Here is a 14,164-nt window from a genome sequence, read left to right as displayed (position 1 = left end):
GCTCCACAGCAAACTTCTAAAGTATGGAGACTGATAATGGGATATTTGGATTGCGGTGCATCGCAGTGGAAAACTAGCCGCGCCCCCTTCTTGCCGGTGCTGATTGGGAACCCTGAAGGTGAAGCTGGCGCACACAGTGCGGACATGATCCAAGGCTGCAACCATATTGAGCCTGCTGCGGGGTCCTGGTCACTGATGTTTCAGACATCGGCACTGGCACACTCGATCAACGCTACCGACACTCTTATTCTTCCGCCCATAAAAAAAGGGGCCAAGGATCAGCCTACCTGCCCGGCAGGTAAGAGTAGCTTTAATCCTCATCAGGCCAATCTCATGGTGGATAGCTTCGTGTCATTCGAAGCCAGTCAACCAAGGGAGTTCAGTATCTTCGAAGATGCTGTCTGGGCCGAGGAAATGGGCTGCCTAGTCATCCGGGACAGATATGCGCTTGCCGGCAGTTTGAGGCGGAACCAAACCTTCGCTCTCATTGGAACGATCATGAAGGCTTGCGCCTCGGTAAGTTCCGTAAGAATCGAGGCTTACGATGCAAATAGCGTGGGCCGGGAGTATCCGGAAAATCGGGCAGTTCCCGCGATGGAATTCCGGCAGTTATGGAACAACAAGATTGGCCGGAGGATACCACTCGAGATTATCGAAATGTCTTCCGACAGCGACAGAAAATTTCATGACCGCTGGATAGCTGCAGATTACCGAACGGGTGGAAGCGTCTGGTGGGCCCTTTCCAACAGCGTGGGTGAACTGATCGATGACGGGGAATGCTCAGTCACCCGTCTCTACGATTACAGCAAGAGTGTCTTCTGATGAACCGCCCTGCACGCGTCAGGGGGCTCTTTGCAGAGATAACGGGCTCCCTCGGGCCAGCAATCACTGCCTACGAGGCCTTGAGACTGGCAAGCCACCTCATCGAAGTCGCGGATGGTCTCGATCATGGACTGTCAGATCAGTTCAGGGAGCAGCGAGCGGCATTCTATGAGCAGCCAGTGGACAAGGTGCTGAACTCCGGACAGTGGCAAATAATGAAATATGAAAGGGACTTTGTGGCTGAAAGCTATGACGACGATGCGGGACTTTATCAGGAATCAAACGCCCTGAAGCAGATCCAGTGGAGTTGGTGACATGAAAAACAATCGTTTTGGAATTACGCTTGGTGTCAAAGAGCACCTCCATAGTGGGAAGCCCATCACTCGTTTGGAAGCGCTTATCCTTTTCGGCGTATCGAACCTAACCGATGCCATCAGCGAGATGCGCAAGGAAGGGTGGATCATTGAATCCCGGTCCATCTCGTTCGCCGCCGCCGTCAAACGCGTAAATGAATACGCTGTCCTTGAACCACCCAAAAACCTGCCGGTGCGCGAGATACAGCTCACCGAATACTGGATGAGTAAGTGAGGCGATGTTTCAGCAAACGACAACGAAAGATTCTCGCACTTGTCTCTGGCGGTCGATGCCAGGCGTGTGGCTGCAGGCTCACTCATAACTTCCATGCCGATCACATTCTGCCTTTCTCGAAGGGAGGCAAGACCATCACTGCGAACGGGCAAGCTTTGTGCCCGAACTGCAACCTCAAGAAAGGCAATAAGTCGATGACCGTCAAACTCCGTAATTGGCAGGTCGAAGCCCTCAACAAGGCTCTCACCTGGTTGCTCTCGAGCCAAGGCGACCGCCATTTCATCATCAATGCCGCACCCGGTGCAGGCAAGACCATTGCTGCCTGTGTGATCGCGCGCGAGCTGATCACCCGCGACGAGATCGATCGTGTGGTAGTCATCGCGCCGCGCGCTGAAGTGGTGAACCAATGGTCAGCTGATTTTCAGCGGGTTACTGGCCGCTTCATGAGCAAGGTTACCGGATCTGATGGGGATATCGATGCCCTTGGGATCGATGTCTGCTCGACATGGGCTGCCGTCCAGGGATTGCAGGATGGCCTGCAGGCCATTTGTAATTCGTCAAGGACGCTTGTGATCTGCGATGAGCACCACCATGCAGCAGTCGAAGCTGCATGGGGAAACAGCGCTGACAGTGCCTTTGTCCAGGCAAAACATGTTCTGGTGCTCACCGGCACACCGATCCGGTCCGACGGAGAGCGTTCGGTCTGGTTAGCATATGACGATGCCGGAGCGATAGATCATCCTGAGGGGGGCACTTACACACTCACCTATGGCGAGGCCGTTGACCTTGGCTACTGCCGACCAGTTACCTTTCACAAGCACGAGGGCCGCTTCACCGTGGACCTAGACGGCGGCGAGAGTGTCGAGGTCGACAGCCACAAACCCGCTGAGCTGACTAGGGAACTCAGGGGCATCCCCGGGCTCCAGAACGCCCTAGATTTCTATCGTCTCGCCTGCACGCCCCAGTATCAGGCTGATGGCGTAACACCGTTGATATCAGGCTATCAGGCAACCATGCTGGAGTGGGGCAGCAGAAAACTGGACGATCTTCGTCTCCGCATGCCCGAAGCAGGCGGACTGGTCATCGCTCCTGATATCAAGATGGCTGAGTATATGGCTAAGCTTCTCGCAGCAATCGAGGGCGAGGTACCCATGATTGTTCACAGCCAGATGAATAATCCGGATGCACGCATCAAGGCATTTCGCAACACTGACAAGCGCTGGATTGTATCGGTCGCGATGATTTCGGAAGGCGTCGATATCAAGCGCCTCCGCGTTCTGGTCCACTTGCCCAATGCGCTGACTGAGCTAGCCTTCCGTCAGGCCATTGGACGCGTCGTGCGCACGCAAGGCCACGACGATGATACCCGTGCCTATGTAGTGATGCCCTGCACCGAGACATTTGAGGCTTACGCACGTCGAATTGAGCTCGAAATGTCGCCCGGCAAGCGCAAGGACACGGGGACACCCGCCACACGGAAGTGCCCCGCCTGTCACACCGAGTGTGACGTCAAGGCTAAGGAGTGCGAATGCTGCGGCCATGAGTTTCCAGACCGCGGTGGGCCCCAGTTCAAGGGATGCAGTGATTGCGACGCCCTCAACCCGGTAGCGGCGACAAGCTGTCACGCATGTGGCACCTCTTTCGGTTCATCCTTCTCGCTCACCCTCGATGAAGCACTTCGGACGGGTGCCATTGTTCGCGGCATGGAGCTCGACGAAGCCGAGGTGGCCGCCGGTGAGATGATGGCCGGTCCTATCCGCCGAGATGTGCTTAACTCAGGAGATAGCACACTTATTCGTATCTATCGGCAGCTTCCCGACGAGAGCCTCGCTAGGTTCCTCATGATAGCAGAGCGCGCAAGAGGAGAGGCGTGAGGCAAACATCATGCCGAAGATGGGCCAATGAAATCGTGAGGTGGCCCTGTCCAAGAAATGTATTCGCCCAGAACGTGAGATCTGGCGCTTCATCAGTCGAGATTAGTGTGCATGCTTGCGAAGGCATCCGTAATTGAATGCACACAGAGTTCGGCCGCAAAATTACGAAACTTCGCCGCAGAAATTTACGAAGCGCATCGCCGGTACGAACTGTGCCAAATTTTGTGACTAGGGCACAGACATATTCACTCAGGTGGGCTGTGCCGCAAAGTTATCAGCAACGAAAGGAGACCTCTCGTGCGGCACAGACCGCCTGAATGAACAAATGCTTTGACCGCAGGCGAACTAGTTAAAAAAGCGATATACTTCAAGGGTTCAATAAACAGGCAAAATTGCCTGCAGGGTATCCCTGCCCGGCAGGCTGCAGTTCCATCTACTGTGTCAGTTCATTTCATGCTGATAAGAGCCTCCTTAGAAGGATAACCATCGCCCATGTATCCCGCTCGCAATATGCTTGAAGGGATAAGCCAATTTCCACTCTTCGTTCCGAATTACAATTGAGCGACGCGGCTTCGAGCCAAACAAGCTGGGCCGCTGCGCCATCGCCAACCTCGAGGTCGGAATAATCAAGCTCTGGCGCAATTGTCGGAAGCACCTTCTTGATTGACCAACTGCCCCGCTGATCTCTGTGGTAATAATGCGCCTGGGTAACGGGCAGAAGGTCCACAAACCGCGAAGCAATGGCCTCAAGCTCCGCCGCGATGTCTGGGCAGGCCTTCGCAAGGCCTCTTACACAGCTACGCTCGAAACTAGCGTTATAGGCAATGATTGACCCGGACGTTCCCAAACACGCAATTAAGGCCTCTGCGCATTTGCGCCGAGGATCAGACCCATCCACACTCAGAAATGAATGGTGTTCTATAGCACCGTCAGCAGTCTCTACATGGCAGGAAAACTGGAATGGGACTTGCTCATATGGCCGGGTTCCTATCCATGCAGGCACCGGAAGCGCGATCGTCTCAAAGTCGAGATAGTGTCTAGGGAAATCCCAATCTTTTGTCGTCTGTATTGCTCCAGCCGGGTCATGATATGCAATGCCGCTTACCGTCGCTTGGTGAACAATGCGGTGTTGCGGTTTCTTCAAAAACTCCGCTGGCAGATCTCGGAGGTCAAATATCTCCTCCTTGGCCATTTCATCAGCAAGGCGGCCGCCAATTCTCGGCAGAATAGCAATGGGCCATTCGGGTGGGGGCGGTATGTCCTTGCTGCAATATCCCTGAAATTCGCAAGAAAAGGGCTTCAGACAGTGCGGCCCGGTATCAATTTGTGGTTCGGAACCAGCCAGTGTCTGCCGCGCATTCGCAACCACCTCATTTCGCATGGAAACGATTGGGCGAACCATTTCAAGCAGCGGCGCATCCTTCAGCAGGCCGCGATAGTCTCCCAAATTGGTCAAGATGAACCCTGTGTCGATGTGGCGGATAGCCGCATCATCAATTTCAATGCCGCAATGCTCCAAGACCCAGACTTGAGTTGCTAGATCGCCAAAATGATAGTCTTTCACTCCTGTGGAGCTTTTGACTTCTGCCATTCGCCAGCCATTCTGGCCGACTGGTTCTAGGATGTCAGCTTGGATGAGCACCCCATCATGCACAAAGGTCGCTTCGTAGATTGGACCACGGTAGCCGGCCGCCAGCAAATCAGCAGTCTGCTCCAAGGCCGCCCTAAGGTCTGGCTGCGCTTCTATCATGACGCCGCCGGGCACAAGGTCACAGGCTATGGCGCCAACCTTATGACCAACTGCAAAACGAAGCTCTGACTGCGCCTGTGTTTCAGCAAGATCGCGCCGATGCACTGAAAGCCAGAGCTTCTTTGGACACTGCTCGAAAGCCGTGGTGCGGGATTTTGAAAGGCCGTGTTTTCGGGGCTCAGAACTCATGGCAGTGCAGGCCATGACAGGCGGACCTCGGGCATCAGTTCCTTCAACTGTACAGGCGCAAGGACCTCAACATGATCCCCCCATTGCAAGAGGTGCCAGGCCATCTCCAGCAAACCACCTGCACGAAATCGAACGATCAACTCGCCGCCTTGAGCATCTTGAAACTCTTGGCTGTGATGGAAGAGATATTGGCGAGCATTGGGAGCTGCTTCTGCCGAGAACCGCCAAACCACATCTTGGGCAGGTTCCTCAAACACCCCAAAGGACTGAGACACGAGTTCCTTCAGGTCGAAAGCCGGATCACGCTCGAAAGAGACCTGAAGTAGCTTGATTTTCGAAATTGACGGCAGGCTGAAGAATTTCGGTTTTGTCTGCCCGACCTCATTGCCCACAAGGTAATGGCGATGCCCATAAAGGAAACCGAGCGGCGCAACTGTCCGCAGGCTCGACGACACACCCGAGCGCGCAGTATATTGGAATGTCACCAACCGGCAGGACTTGATCGCGGTTCGAAGTAACTCGAACAAGGCGGCGGGAATGGCCGGACGGGGCCCCGCCCTGTGCGCAATACCTTCTGCTTCAGTCAGCGCTTCAAGATCGGGGTCTATGTGGCGCAGACGATTGGCGGCGAGCATATTGCGCACCTTTGACCCAAGCATCTGCAAATCGTTGGCATGCGTCTCAAGATTGGCATGCCTCATGGCCTGCACGGCCGTCTCAAGTGCCGCTAAATCTTCTGCCGTCAGATCGGCAAAGGTTTGGGCACTGCCTGATGGAAGCCGCCACCTTTTTGTCCTGTCGCCGGTAGGCACCTCTATTGCTTCAGGGAATGCCCGCACAACCGCGTCACGCATGCGGATCGCTGTGCGACGGCTAACGTCAAACTTTTCTTCAATCTCACCCAATGTCAGCCCCCCACGGGTGGACTGCATTTCTAGTGCTAATTGTATGAGACGTTCGGCCCGGCTGTATCGCATGTTCCCTCCAACATCGTTCCGGTAACACCTAACTATGCCAAATGAGGGCATTGGTGTGCGCCTTACATGCCGGATATGCGATTGTGCTTTTTATAAAAGCTATATTTTCAGAAGCTTTATCGTAACAAGTGTCTCTACTCGCAGGGGCGTGGGGGAACAGAATGAACTTCAAAATTGTCGCTGCAGCTGTGCTTATGTCCTCTGGCGTGGCCACGTCAGCGTTTGCTGCTCCGCCGTCGCCTGAACAGATTTTAGCTGAGGCATCGCGATATACCGTCAAGATTGAAGTGTTGAACGAGATCGCCCTCAATCAGGACACTGGCGGATCGGCGTTTGGGGCAGGTTTTCTTGTGGATCGAGCAAGAGGCTGGATCGTCACAAACGCCCATGTTGCGACACGATCCCCTAGCACCTTGCGGGTTGCATTTCGGGGCGAGGCGGCGATTGAAGCCAAACGTATCCATATAGACGCTGCTAAAGACTTGGCTGTGTTAGCAATCGATCCGGCGGATATCCCCTCGACAGCCATACAAGCTGTGCTGGCTTGTGATGCAGTTCCAAGCCCCGGCGCATCCCTCCTTGCCTTTGGTCACCCATGGGGACTGTCCTACACAGCCTCGCGCGGCATTTTGTCAGGACTTGCCTGGTTCTACCCAAACCAGTTGATACAGACAGACGCAGCGATCAACACTGGCAACTCTGGCGGCCCGTTGATCAATCTTGCCGATGGGCGCGTTATTGGGGTTAACACTGCAACTTATCAGCCGGATACTGCCAGCGGCACTTCAACAGCCATTGGTCTTGCAGAACCTATTCCCTCCATTTGCACCATCCTCGATCTGCTTAAAGTAGGCGGTGACGCAAGGCTGAGGCTGCTGCCTGTGGCGATTGCCACGGCTGGTGAGGATCTTCGGCCCCGTGTCGCAGACGTATTTGACAACAAAAGTGGCCTCAAAAATGGCGATATCATTCTGCGCGCGAATGGCGGGAAAGATCTCGAGACCTATGCCGATCTTCTCACCTCGCTACGCGGCGCGGGCAATGTGACCAACATAACCGTGGACCGTAAGGGCAAGGTTTTGGATGTCACCTCGCCCGTCAGCATTGTGCCGGATGCACTTAAAGCACGAGCCATCAATTTTTCTGGCCTGATCATTTCAGAGCCCTGGAAGCTAGATGATTTTGAGGTGAACCCGAAACGCAACCTTGTCATCGATTGGTATGAAAACGGTGAGGAGGGTGTACTCGCAGGAGCTCAAGTCTCCGATTACATCGTCAGCGTCGATGGTCAGAGTTTTGAAAAGGTAGATGCGCTCTACAGCTATTTGGACAGTGTATCGTCAGATCAAACTGTCGAGATCATCTTGCGGAGAGCTTCATTGGCTCCCGAGGTTCACCGGGAATATCACCACATCGAACTGTCCAGAACGAAACTGGAATGGGTGGCGGCGCATTGAGATAAGAAATAAAATAGAGCTGCCTATTTCAAATACTCAGACGTGCCTCGTGAAAACTGAATGTGGCCGGTGATCTTGAGGTCCAGATCGAGGCATTCATCGAGCACCACAATCACCAACGCTACCATGAGAGCCTTGAAAAATTTGACACCCGCCGATGCCTGCTTCGGCAGGGCTGCGGCCATCATCAAACAACGTGAAATGATTAGGCGACAGACTATCGCATACCGGCGCTTGCAACACGGCAAGCTTGCCGCAAAACATCAACCCCTAGATTAGGCGGAAACTCCGCTAATATTTGCCGCCTCGTGGCTAAAATAATCTGACAATGTACAATTATTGAACATCACGCCGGGCAATTGTATCGTCATCAATCACATATTCATAGAGATGAAGCGTCTTGGTGGCGATCATTTGGATCGCTTGCTCAACCGATCCAGGCGACACAAAGAACCACTCCCGAGGGTCTACACCTCTGCCAAACCTGTCCGGGATCCGCACGTTGACACATGCCCCGGCGAAGAAACGATGGAGCAAAGTCTCGATCTTGCGTGGGTGAACGCCGCGGGTATCATACTCTGCGAGGATTTCGGCGCTGGCCAACAGAAAGGTTGGATCAGCCGCGGCACCTGCGAGGCGATCGGCAGGGCTCCCGGTTGTCGATCCGATCTTTAAGATGTGACTGCGTAAATCGTTTAACGCTGGATCGGTAGATAGCGTCTTCGCCACATAGATACGTCCTGTGATCGGGCTCTCATGCCCATCGAATATCAGCCCTGCAGCCGCCGACAAAACACGTCGGCTATTATCAGCGCGATAGAGTGCCTTGCCGAACGAGCGCAGCAGGTGATCACTCTCAGTGCCATTGTCATAGATAATCCGAAGTCTAGCGTCCTTCTGGTCACCTCTGGTTTGCCATGCGCCAACCTCAGCGATCAAGGCGAACTGCCCATCAATAATGAACAAGTCGCCTTTAGCGATCTGGTAGGTCGAATTCGTTGGCACAGTCCCGCGGAACCCAGCGGCCACATCGGCGACACATTCATCGAAAATCGGAGCGAACAGGTCGAAGTCCCTACAAGGCACGCGTTCCGCGATGACATCAGCAGCCGCCTTCATCTGCGGCTCGGGGGTCGCCCGGAATTCGAAGATGTGGTCATCCGGGGTGACAAGAAGATCATCGCCAGCAGCAATTAGGTCATCGAGACTGGCGGGAAGCTGAGGAGCCGCTTTGGCAGCAAGAACCAACAGCCCGTGTTGATCGAGATGCGCCAGTGCTGCCGCCTTTGCTGGAGCTGCCCGATAGGCGTCTAAGCGCACGCCAAGACGCATTTCCTCTGGCGTCCGGGCGCTGGCCTCAGGGGCACGTCCGTGGCGCTCTTGGAAGGCTACAATCTCGAGGAAAAGCCGGGCCTGATCATCAGATTGCGTCGGCACACGCCTAACCTCAGGAACGAAGAGTTTGTCCTTGTTCGCGATGAGCTCATCAAGCACTTCATAGAACCGGCTGTTGTCGGTAGACATCAGGCCGCCTGGCCTTTCTCACGCTGCCGGCGAATGGCCGCCGCCCGTATCCACGCCAAAACTTCGGCCATGCGCTTCTCGATCGGATTGGCCGAATTCATGTCCGGCTCCCGGCCATGCTGTTCCTTGAAGGCGCGGATACGGGGTACCTGAGCCAGCGCTTCGGCTTCGCTGATGTCTATGCGGGTTTCAGCAATGGACTGATGGATACGCCGCAGGACGGATTCCCCAAGGGCTTTCGACAGGATTTCATAGGATTGCTGGAATGGATTGACCTGATCAATTAAGTCGATGTTGAGATCTGGCATCGAGATGAACCTCGAAGTCAGCTTCAGCAATTGCGCATGCGCCTTCTGGCCATCGGTAGCCTGATCACCTTCAGAACGTGCAAGCCCAGATGCACGACTGTTTTGGGTAAGCGTCGCCAGCACCGCCCGACGAGCGACGAGATTCTGACGGATTACTTCGATATCATGCTCATTCTCGGCAATGTCAGGATAACGGCGCGCGATAATGTCTGGGATGAGATACTGATTGATGGTCTCAGCCGGAAACTCGTCAGGGATCAAGCTGACGCGAAGCACCTGCGAATCCTGGAGCACCGCTGCCATCAAGTCCGTCATATCCGTCTGAATGATCTCCCGAGCTCGCTGGCTTGTCGGCTCCTTGAAGCCGCTGATCTCGATGGTCGGCTCCGCCGCGAGCAGGTCGATTCTGACGGTTGGCCGGGCGGCGCCATCGAACTGGTCATCAGACGGCCGCGTCTTGAAATTGAAGTTAGGAGCTAGGACCTGCTCCATCAGAAGCGAGCAGGCAATCGCCTTCAGCATATCGTTGACAGCGGTCCGGACTACATCGTCATCGGTATCAGGTTCGGCGATCAAATTAGTGAACTGGGCATGGCTCTTGCCTGGGGCATCGCGTGTGGCACGGCCAATAATCTGCACTACCTCCGTCAAGGAGCCACGATAGCCGATGGTCAGGGCATGTTCGCACCAAATCCAATCAAAGCCTTCCTTTGCCATTCCCAGCGCGATAACGATATCCAAGTCATCCTTGGCTTCAACATTGCGAAGGCCGGATAGGACGGTTTGCTGAGTGTCCGGCGTCACCAGGTCAGCAATCTTGAGGATACGGCCGCACGGCGTTCTCAAGTGCTGGAAACCGGTAGCCGCATCAATGCAAACCACATCTCCAAGAGCATCGAGGATGCCGTTCATTTCCCGGATCTTGTCGCCCAAGGCGGCCTGCGATTGAACACTTGGAATATGGATGATCGTCTTCTTGTTTGGGTCAAGTACCTCGCCAATCGCGGACAGATAGCTCCCGTGGTAAAAATGGTAACCGATGCCTAGGGTTTTCAAGTGCTCATAGCCCGAAAGCTGCTCATAATAGGTGTAAGTGACACGGGTGAACTTTTCCTCGTCTTCGGCCCGTAACACCGGCACCTGATCGCCACGGAAATATGAGCCCGTCATTGCGATGAGATGGGCAGCGCCTGCGTTCATGACGGCGCGGATCAACTCACCAAGTCGATTGTCAGCGTCCGCCGACACGTGATGGAACTCGTCTACAGCTAGAACGCAATCGTTAAACGCTGCAATCCCCTTGTCATCGCACATCATGCGGTCGAATGCGGATCGCAGAGTGGCATGGGTGCAAATGAGGATCTGATCATCGCTGTTCATGAACCTGATGAAGGCCTTGATCTTGCCGCCTTCGCCCCCGATCAGGTCACACAGATTGTTCTGCGGTGCCACAATCCAGTCAGCGAAGAAGCCATGGCCTTTCAGATTGGTCGAGCGGAACGAGTTTCCGATCGAACGTTCGGGCACAGCCACGATTACCTTTTTCAGTCCCTGATTGCGGAGCTTGTCTAAACCAAGGAACATAAGAGCCCGACTCTTGCCCGACGCCGGTGGTGATTTGATTAAGAGGTACTGCGAATTCCTAGCGTCATACGCCCGAGCCTGGATGGCCCGCATGCCTGACCCGTTGTTTGACTTGCTGGCGCCAGAGGCACCATACTCGACGGTGATGAAATCGGGCATCGGTCCCTCCGGTTCAGGCGGCCTTAGCCGCGGTTTTGGTCATGCGAGCGTATAGCTTGAACAGGCGTTCAAGCCGCTCATGGTCATCTTTGAAGGGACGCCCGATGTATACATTTTCAAAATATTCATCGAGATTTCGGTGCGCCTTTAGGAGTGTCATCGGCATTGTGTCAGGGTTGTAAAGCCAAGCTATCGACTTGCCATCCGCGATATAAGGCTCACGAATACGCATTATATCAAACGCGTAGTTCTCCAAGGCTTCTTGCTGTGCTTTCGAGAGGTCAGGCAGGGGAAATGTGTTGTAGACGAGCGTGTTCGAATATCGCAGTCTGGTTTCCAGTCCGCCTGCGACAGCCTTGGCCCAAGCCACATGCAGCGCAGAACTGATTATTGCGAAGATCCACATCGGGCCATCATGTATGGAGAAAGCCAGATTGCTGATCACTGGCTCGGCACTCATGACCTCAACTGGAATGTATAGCCTGTTTTCTGATGCAGTCATTGCGACCACAATCTGATTGCGATTGGCTGTGTGCATCTCGCGAAACTGGTGCGGTCGAGCCGCCAAACCCCTCGTCCCCTTGTCCGTTGAACTGAGACGGAAGGCCTTGCAGGCGGCGATCCGGTCGGCAACCGGTGGGACCGATTGCGCTAACTTCAGGTTATTGTCTGGTATCCAGAGACAATAACGCGGCCGACTGTCCAGCAGCTCCTGGGTTCCATAAAGTGGACGAACGAGGACAGACGCCTGAGGAAAATCATTGAGCAGTTTCTCACGATCGTCCGCACTAAGAATGAGCGCTCCTCCGTCTGCAGGCATATTCCCCCACCTCATGAGCGGCTTTCCGCTTTTGGAGTGAGATAACCCTTTAACAATCACGTCGGGGGCGGCGGCTAGATAGGCATTGATATTATCCACCGTCGTTATACGCTCCGCGCTGTATAGCCTGCGTGGAACGGACTTATCTCCAACCCCGATGATTACGCACGTCACGCCTGGGTTCTTAGCAGCGCTGTTTGCCCATTTGAAACCTTGGTGAGCAAAAATGATACGATGGTCTTGGTCAATGACATGTGGCCACAGCAAACCAACCTGCTCCCCTTGGCAAATGGAATTAGTTGAAACGAACGCAAATGCTGTACCACCTGCTCTTAGGTACTTAGTTCCACAGGCAAACCAGCAAGCAACATAATCGAGCCTCTTAAACTTGTCAGTAAGCGGAGAAAAAACATTGATGATTTCTTGTTTTTGCGCGGGTGTCTGGTTCGCGCGTCCCAGATAGGGAGGGTTCCCAACAACATAAGTCTCGTTATCCCGAGACGGGGGGCAGACACTTGTCCAATCCTCCTGCAATGCATTTCCTACCACAATGCTGCCAGCGTCCGTTAGCGGCAGCACGGCGGTAGGGGTTGAACAAATCTCATCGAGCTTTCGGTTCATCTGGTATTGCGAAATCCAGAGTGACAGCTTCGCTGTCTCGCAAGCGAAGTCGACTGGATCGATACCAAAAAAGCTACTTATTTTAACTGCTGTCTTGAAATCAGTATAGGCAACCTGGCCCTCACGGTTTACATCCCTTATCCGCTTGTAGACTTCGGTTTCGAGTAGGCGAAGTTCACGATATGCAATGATAAGAAAGTTGCCGGAACCACACGCGGGGTCGAACACACGGACACGTGATATTCGGTCGACCAGTTTTTCCAGCGCCTTTACATTGTTGCCGGCGCCTATGAGCTGTTCCCGAAGGCCACTGAGAAACAACGGTTCCAGGACCTTCATTATGTTTGGCACCGACGTGTAATGCATCCCGAAATCAGCGCGCAAATCTGTCTGCACGATTGCCTGGATCATGGAGCCGAAGATGTCGGCGTGTATCTGGTCCCACTGCAGGTAAGCAGCCTCAATAAGCAGGCGTCGGGCCTTGCGGTTAAAGTTCGGAACATCGGTGTGATCGCGAAACAGGCCGCCATTGACATAGGGGAAGTCCGCAGCAATCCGCTGGGATCGGACACCCTTGGCTCGTCGAGTATCCTTTTCGGCGATGTCGAGGGCAAGAAAAATGTCTTCTATGACGCGCTTGGTGTCGGATCCATCGATCTGCGTCGCTTCTCGTTGGATCGCTCTGACAAACAGCTTTTCAGCGAAGATGCCCGTGTCTTCGGCGAACATGACGAACAGTAGCCGTGTCATGAACAAGTTCAAATCATGGACGCGCTCTGCGCCCCAAGTAGGGTTCGCATCACGAATGGCATCATGAAATTTAGCCATATGGCGAGCGGCACGAACGTCGGCCTCGGTTTCAGGCACCGGCTTGTACCGCTCGCCTCCGAACATGGGCATTAGAAAGTCATAGTTAACCGGCAGCTTTGAGAGCTCATCGAAGTCTGGCGTCTCCCCAGTCTTGGTGTCGACGGCTACAAACTCCTCGCCATCCGTGCTCACTAGAAAACGGGGGGCATTCTTCGCTGCGGCAGCCTTTATTCCGGCCTGAGACGCCTTCAGAGCTTCCAAAGCAGCCTGGGCTTGACCAGGCGCTGCGGGCCGGTAGAGCAGTTTTCTCGGCCATAGGATATCGGTAGAGACCACTCCCTCGGGGTGCTTCATACGTAGCTTGGACACTTCGTTGCGAGAAGCCTGATAGGCTTCCATTAAACGGAACGGAAAATCGTGCAACGAGACCGTGCCGGCCGATACATCAAAGACGAGTTGATCGAGTTCTTCCTCAATCTGGATTGTGTTCAACTTCATTCCCCCGATTTTCTTTTTGACCCGGGCCTAGCTTGCTGAAATGCTCCTGAAACCTTGCGACCAACATACGCCGGACGCCCAAAACTTAGCAAACTCTATGTACAAAACTGAGCTTCTGCCAGTTCGCAGCTGGCACTCTGCCATTCGGCTGCAAGGGACACTAAGTTTAATCGCATTTGATCG

Annotated in this window: 10 protein-coding genes and 1 pseudogene; 6 read left to right on the top strand and 5 right to left on the bottom strand. The window is 54.2% G+C overall.

Annotation, left to right across the window (positions count from 1 at the left end; genetic code table 11):
* Positions 1 to 36: 36 nt before the first annotated feature.
* The 4 genes from RSE16_07345 to RSE16_07330 all read left to right on the top strand — a co-directional run bounded on the left by RSE16_07345 (position 37) and on the right by RSE16_07330 (position 3,284).
* Complete coding sequence (locus RSE16_07345) at positions 37 to 822, top strand: hypothetical protein (GenBank protein ID WRH77266.1); 786 nt, start codon at positions 37 to 39, stop codon at positions 820 to 822.
* Positions 822 to 1,136 (top strand): hypothetical protein, encoded by a 315-nt coding sequence (locus tag RSE16_07340; protein WRH77265.1) that lies wholly within the window; start codon positions 822 to 824, stop codon positions 1,134 to 1,136. Before RSE16_07345 ends, RSE16_07340 begins: the two co-directional genes overlap by 1 nt.
* A 1-nt stretch (position 1,137) precedes the next feature.
* Positions 1,138 to 1,410 (top strand): helix-turn-helix domain-containing protein, encoded by a 273-nt coding sequence (locus RSE16_07335; protein WRH77264.1) that lies wholly within the window; start codon positions 1,138 to 1,140, stop codon positions 1,408 to 1,410.
* Between the two features lie 194 nt (positions 1,411 to 1,604).
* Complete coding sequence (locus tag RSE16_07330; protein ID WRH77263.1) at positions 1,605 to 3,284, top strand: DEAD/DEAH box helicase family protein; 1,680 nt, start codon at positions 1,605 to 1,607, stop codon at positions 3,282 to 3,284.
* A gap of 451 nt (positions 3,285 to 3,735) precedes the next feature.
* Here RSE16_07330 and RSE16_07325 read toward each other — a convergent pair whose 3' ends face one another.
* Together RSE16_07325 and RSE16_07320 are read right to left on the bottom strand one after the other, a co-directional pair.
* Positions 3,736 to 5,223 (bottom strand): DUF2779 domain-containing protein, encoded by a 1,488-nt coding sequence (locus RSE16_07325; protein WRH77262.1) that lies wholly within the window; start codon positions 5,221 to 5,223, stop codon positions 3,736 to 3,738.
* Positions 5,220 to 6,251: a WYL domain-containing protein gene (locus tag RSE16_07320; protein ID WRH77261.1), complete on the bottom strand. Its 1,032-nt coding sequence runs from the start codon at positions 6,249 to 6,251 to the stop codon at positions 5,220 to 5,222. Before RSE16_07320 ends, RSE16_07325 begins: the two co-directional genes overlap by 4 nt.
* 110 nt (positions 6,252 to 6,361) lie before the next feature.
* Between RSE16_07320 and RSE16_07315 the strand changes: the two genes are divergently transcribed.
* Both RSE16_07315 and RSE16_07310 read left to right on the top strand, forming a co-directional pair.
* Positions 6,362 to 7,657: a trypsin-like peptidase domain-containing protein gene (locus RSE16_07315; GenBank protein WRH77260.1), complete on the top strand. Its 1,296-nt coding sequence runs from the start codon at positions 6,362 to 6,364 to the stop codon at positions 7,655 to 7,657.
* Between the two features lie 62 nt (positions 7,658 to 7,719).
* A pseudogene (locus RSE16_07310) lies at positions 7,720 to 7,936 on the top strand (hypothetical protein).
* 57 nt (positions 7,937 to 7,993) lie between these two features.
* Here the strand turns inward: RSE16_07310 and RSE16_07305 are convergent.
* From RSE16_07305 to RSE16_07295, 3 genes are read right to left on the bottom strand one after another with little or no spacing between them, the layout of a single operon-like run.
* Positions 7,994 to 9,181 carry a GIY-YIG nuclease family protein gene (locus RSE16_07305; GenBank protein ID WRH77259.1) on the bottom strand — a complete coding sequence of 396 codons (1,188 nt, stop codon included), beginning with the start codon at positions 9,179 to 9,181 and terminating at the stop codon, positions 7,994 to 7,996.
* Complete coding sequence (locus RSE16_07300) at positions 9,181 to 11,232, bottom strand: ATP-dependent helicase (GenBank protein WRH77258.1); 2,052 nt, start codon at positions 11,230 to 11,232, stop codon at positions 9,181 to 9,183. Before RSE16_07300 ends, RSE16_07305 begins: the two co-directional genes overlap by 1 nt.
* A 13-nt stretch (positions 11,233 to 11,245) precedes the next feature.
* Complete coding sequence (locus RSE16_07295) at positions 11,246 to 13,981, bottom strand: DNA methyltransferase (protein ID WRH77257.1); 2,736 nt, start codon at positions 13,979 to 13,981, stop codon at positions 11,246 to 11,248.
* Positions 13,982 to 14,164: the final 183 nt, after the last annotated feature.

The organism is Sphingobium sp., assembly GCA_035196065.1.
In the GTDB taxonomy this organism is placed as follows: Bacteria; Pseudomonadota; Alphaproteobacteria; order Sphingomonadales; family Sphingomonadaceae; genus Sphingorhabdus_B; species Sphingorhabdus_B rara.
Note: the sequence above shows the minus strand (reverse complement) of the source record. Positions and strands in the feature narration are given on the sequence as shown.

Bases quoted from the DNA above. Each gene is read 5' to 3' on its own strand.
- RSE16_07325 (WRH77262.1), bottom strand. From the start codon at position 5,223: ATGAGTTCTGAGCCCCGAAAACACGGCCTTTCAAAATCCCGCACCACG.
- RSE16_07320 (WRH77261.1), bottom strand. From the start codon at position 6,251: ATGCCCTCATTTGGCATAGTTAGGTGTTACCGGAACGATGTTGGAGGG.
- RSE16_07330 (WRH77263.1), top strand. From the start codon at position 1,605: ATGACCGTCAAACTCCGTAATTGGCAGGTCGAAGCCCTCAACAAGGCT.
- RSE16_07340 (WRH77265.1), top strand. From the start codon at position 822: ATGAACCGCCCTGCACGCGTCAGGGGGCTCTTTGCAGAGATAACGGGC.
- RSE16_07295 (WRH77257.1), bottom strand. From the start codon at position 13,981: ATGAAGTTGAACACAATCCAGATTGAGGAAGAACTCGATCAACTCGTC.
- RSE16_07305 (WRH77259.1), bottom strand. From the start codon at position 9,181: ATGTCTACCGACAACAGCCGGTTCTATGAAGTGCTTGATGAGCTCATC.
- RSE16_07300 (WRH77258.1), bottom strand. From the start codon at position 11,232: ATGCCCGATTTCATCACCGTCGAGTATGGTGCCTCTGGCGCCAGCAAG.
- RSE16_07345 (WRH77266.1), top strand. From the start codon at position 37: ATGGGATATTTGGATTGCGGTGCATCGCAGTGGAAAACTAGCCGCGCC.
- RSE16_07315 (WRH77260.1), top strand. From the start codon at position 6,362: ATGAACTTCAAAATTGTCGCTGCAGCTGTGCTTATGTCCTCTGGCGTG.
- RSE16_07335 (WRH77264.1), top strand. From the start codon at position 1,138: ATGAAAAACAATCGTTTTGGAATTACGCTTGGTGTCAAAGAGCACCTC.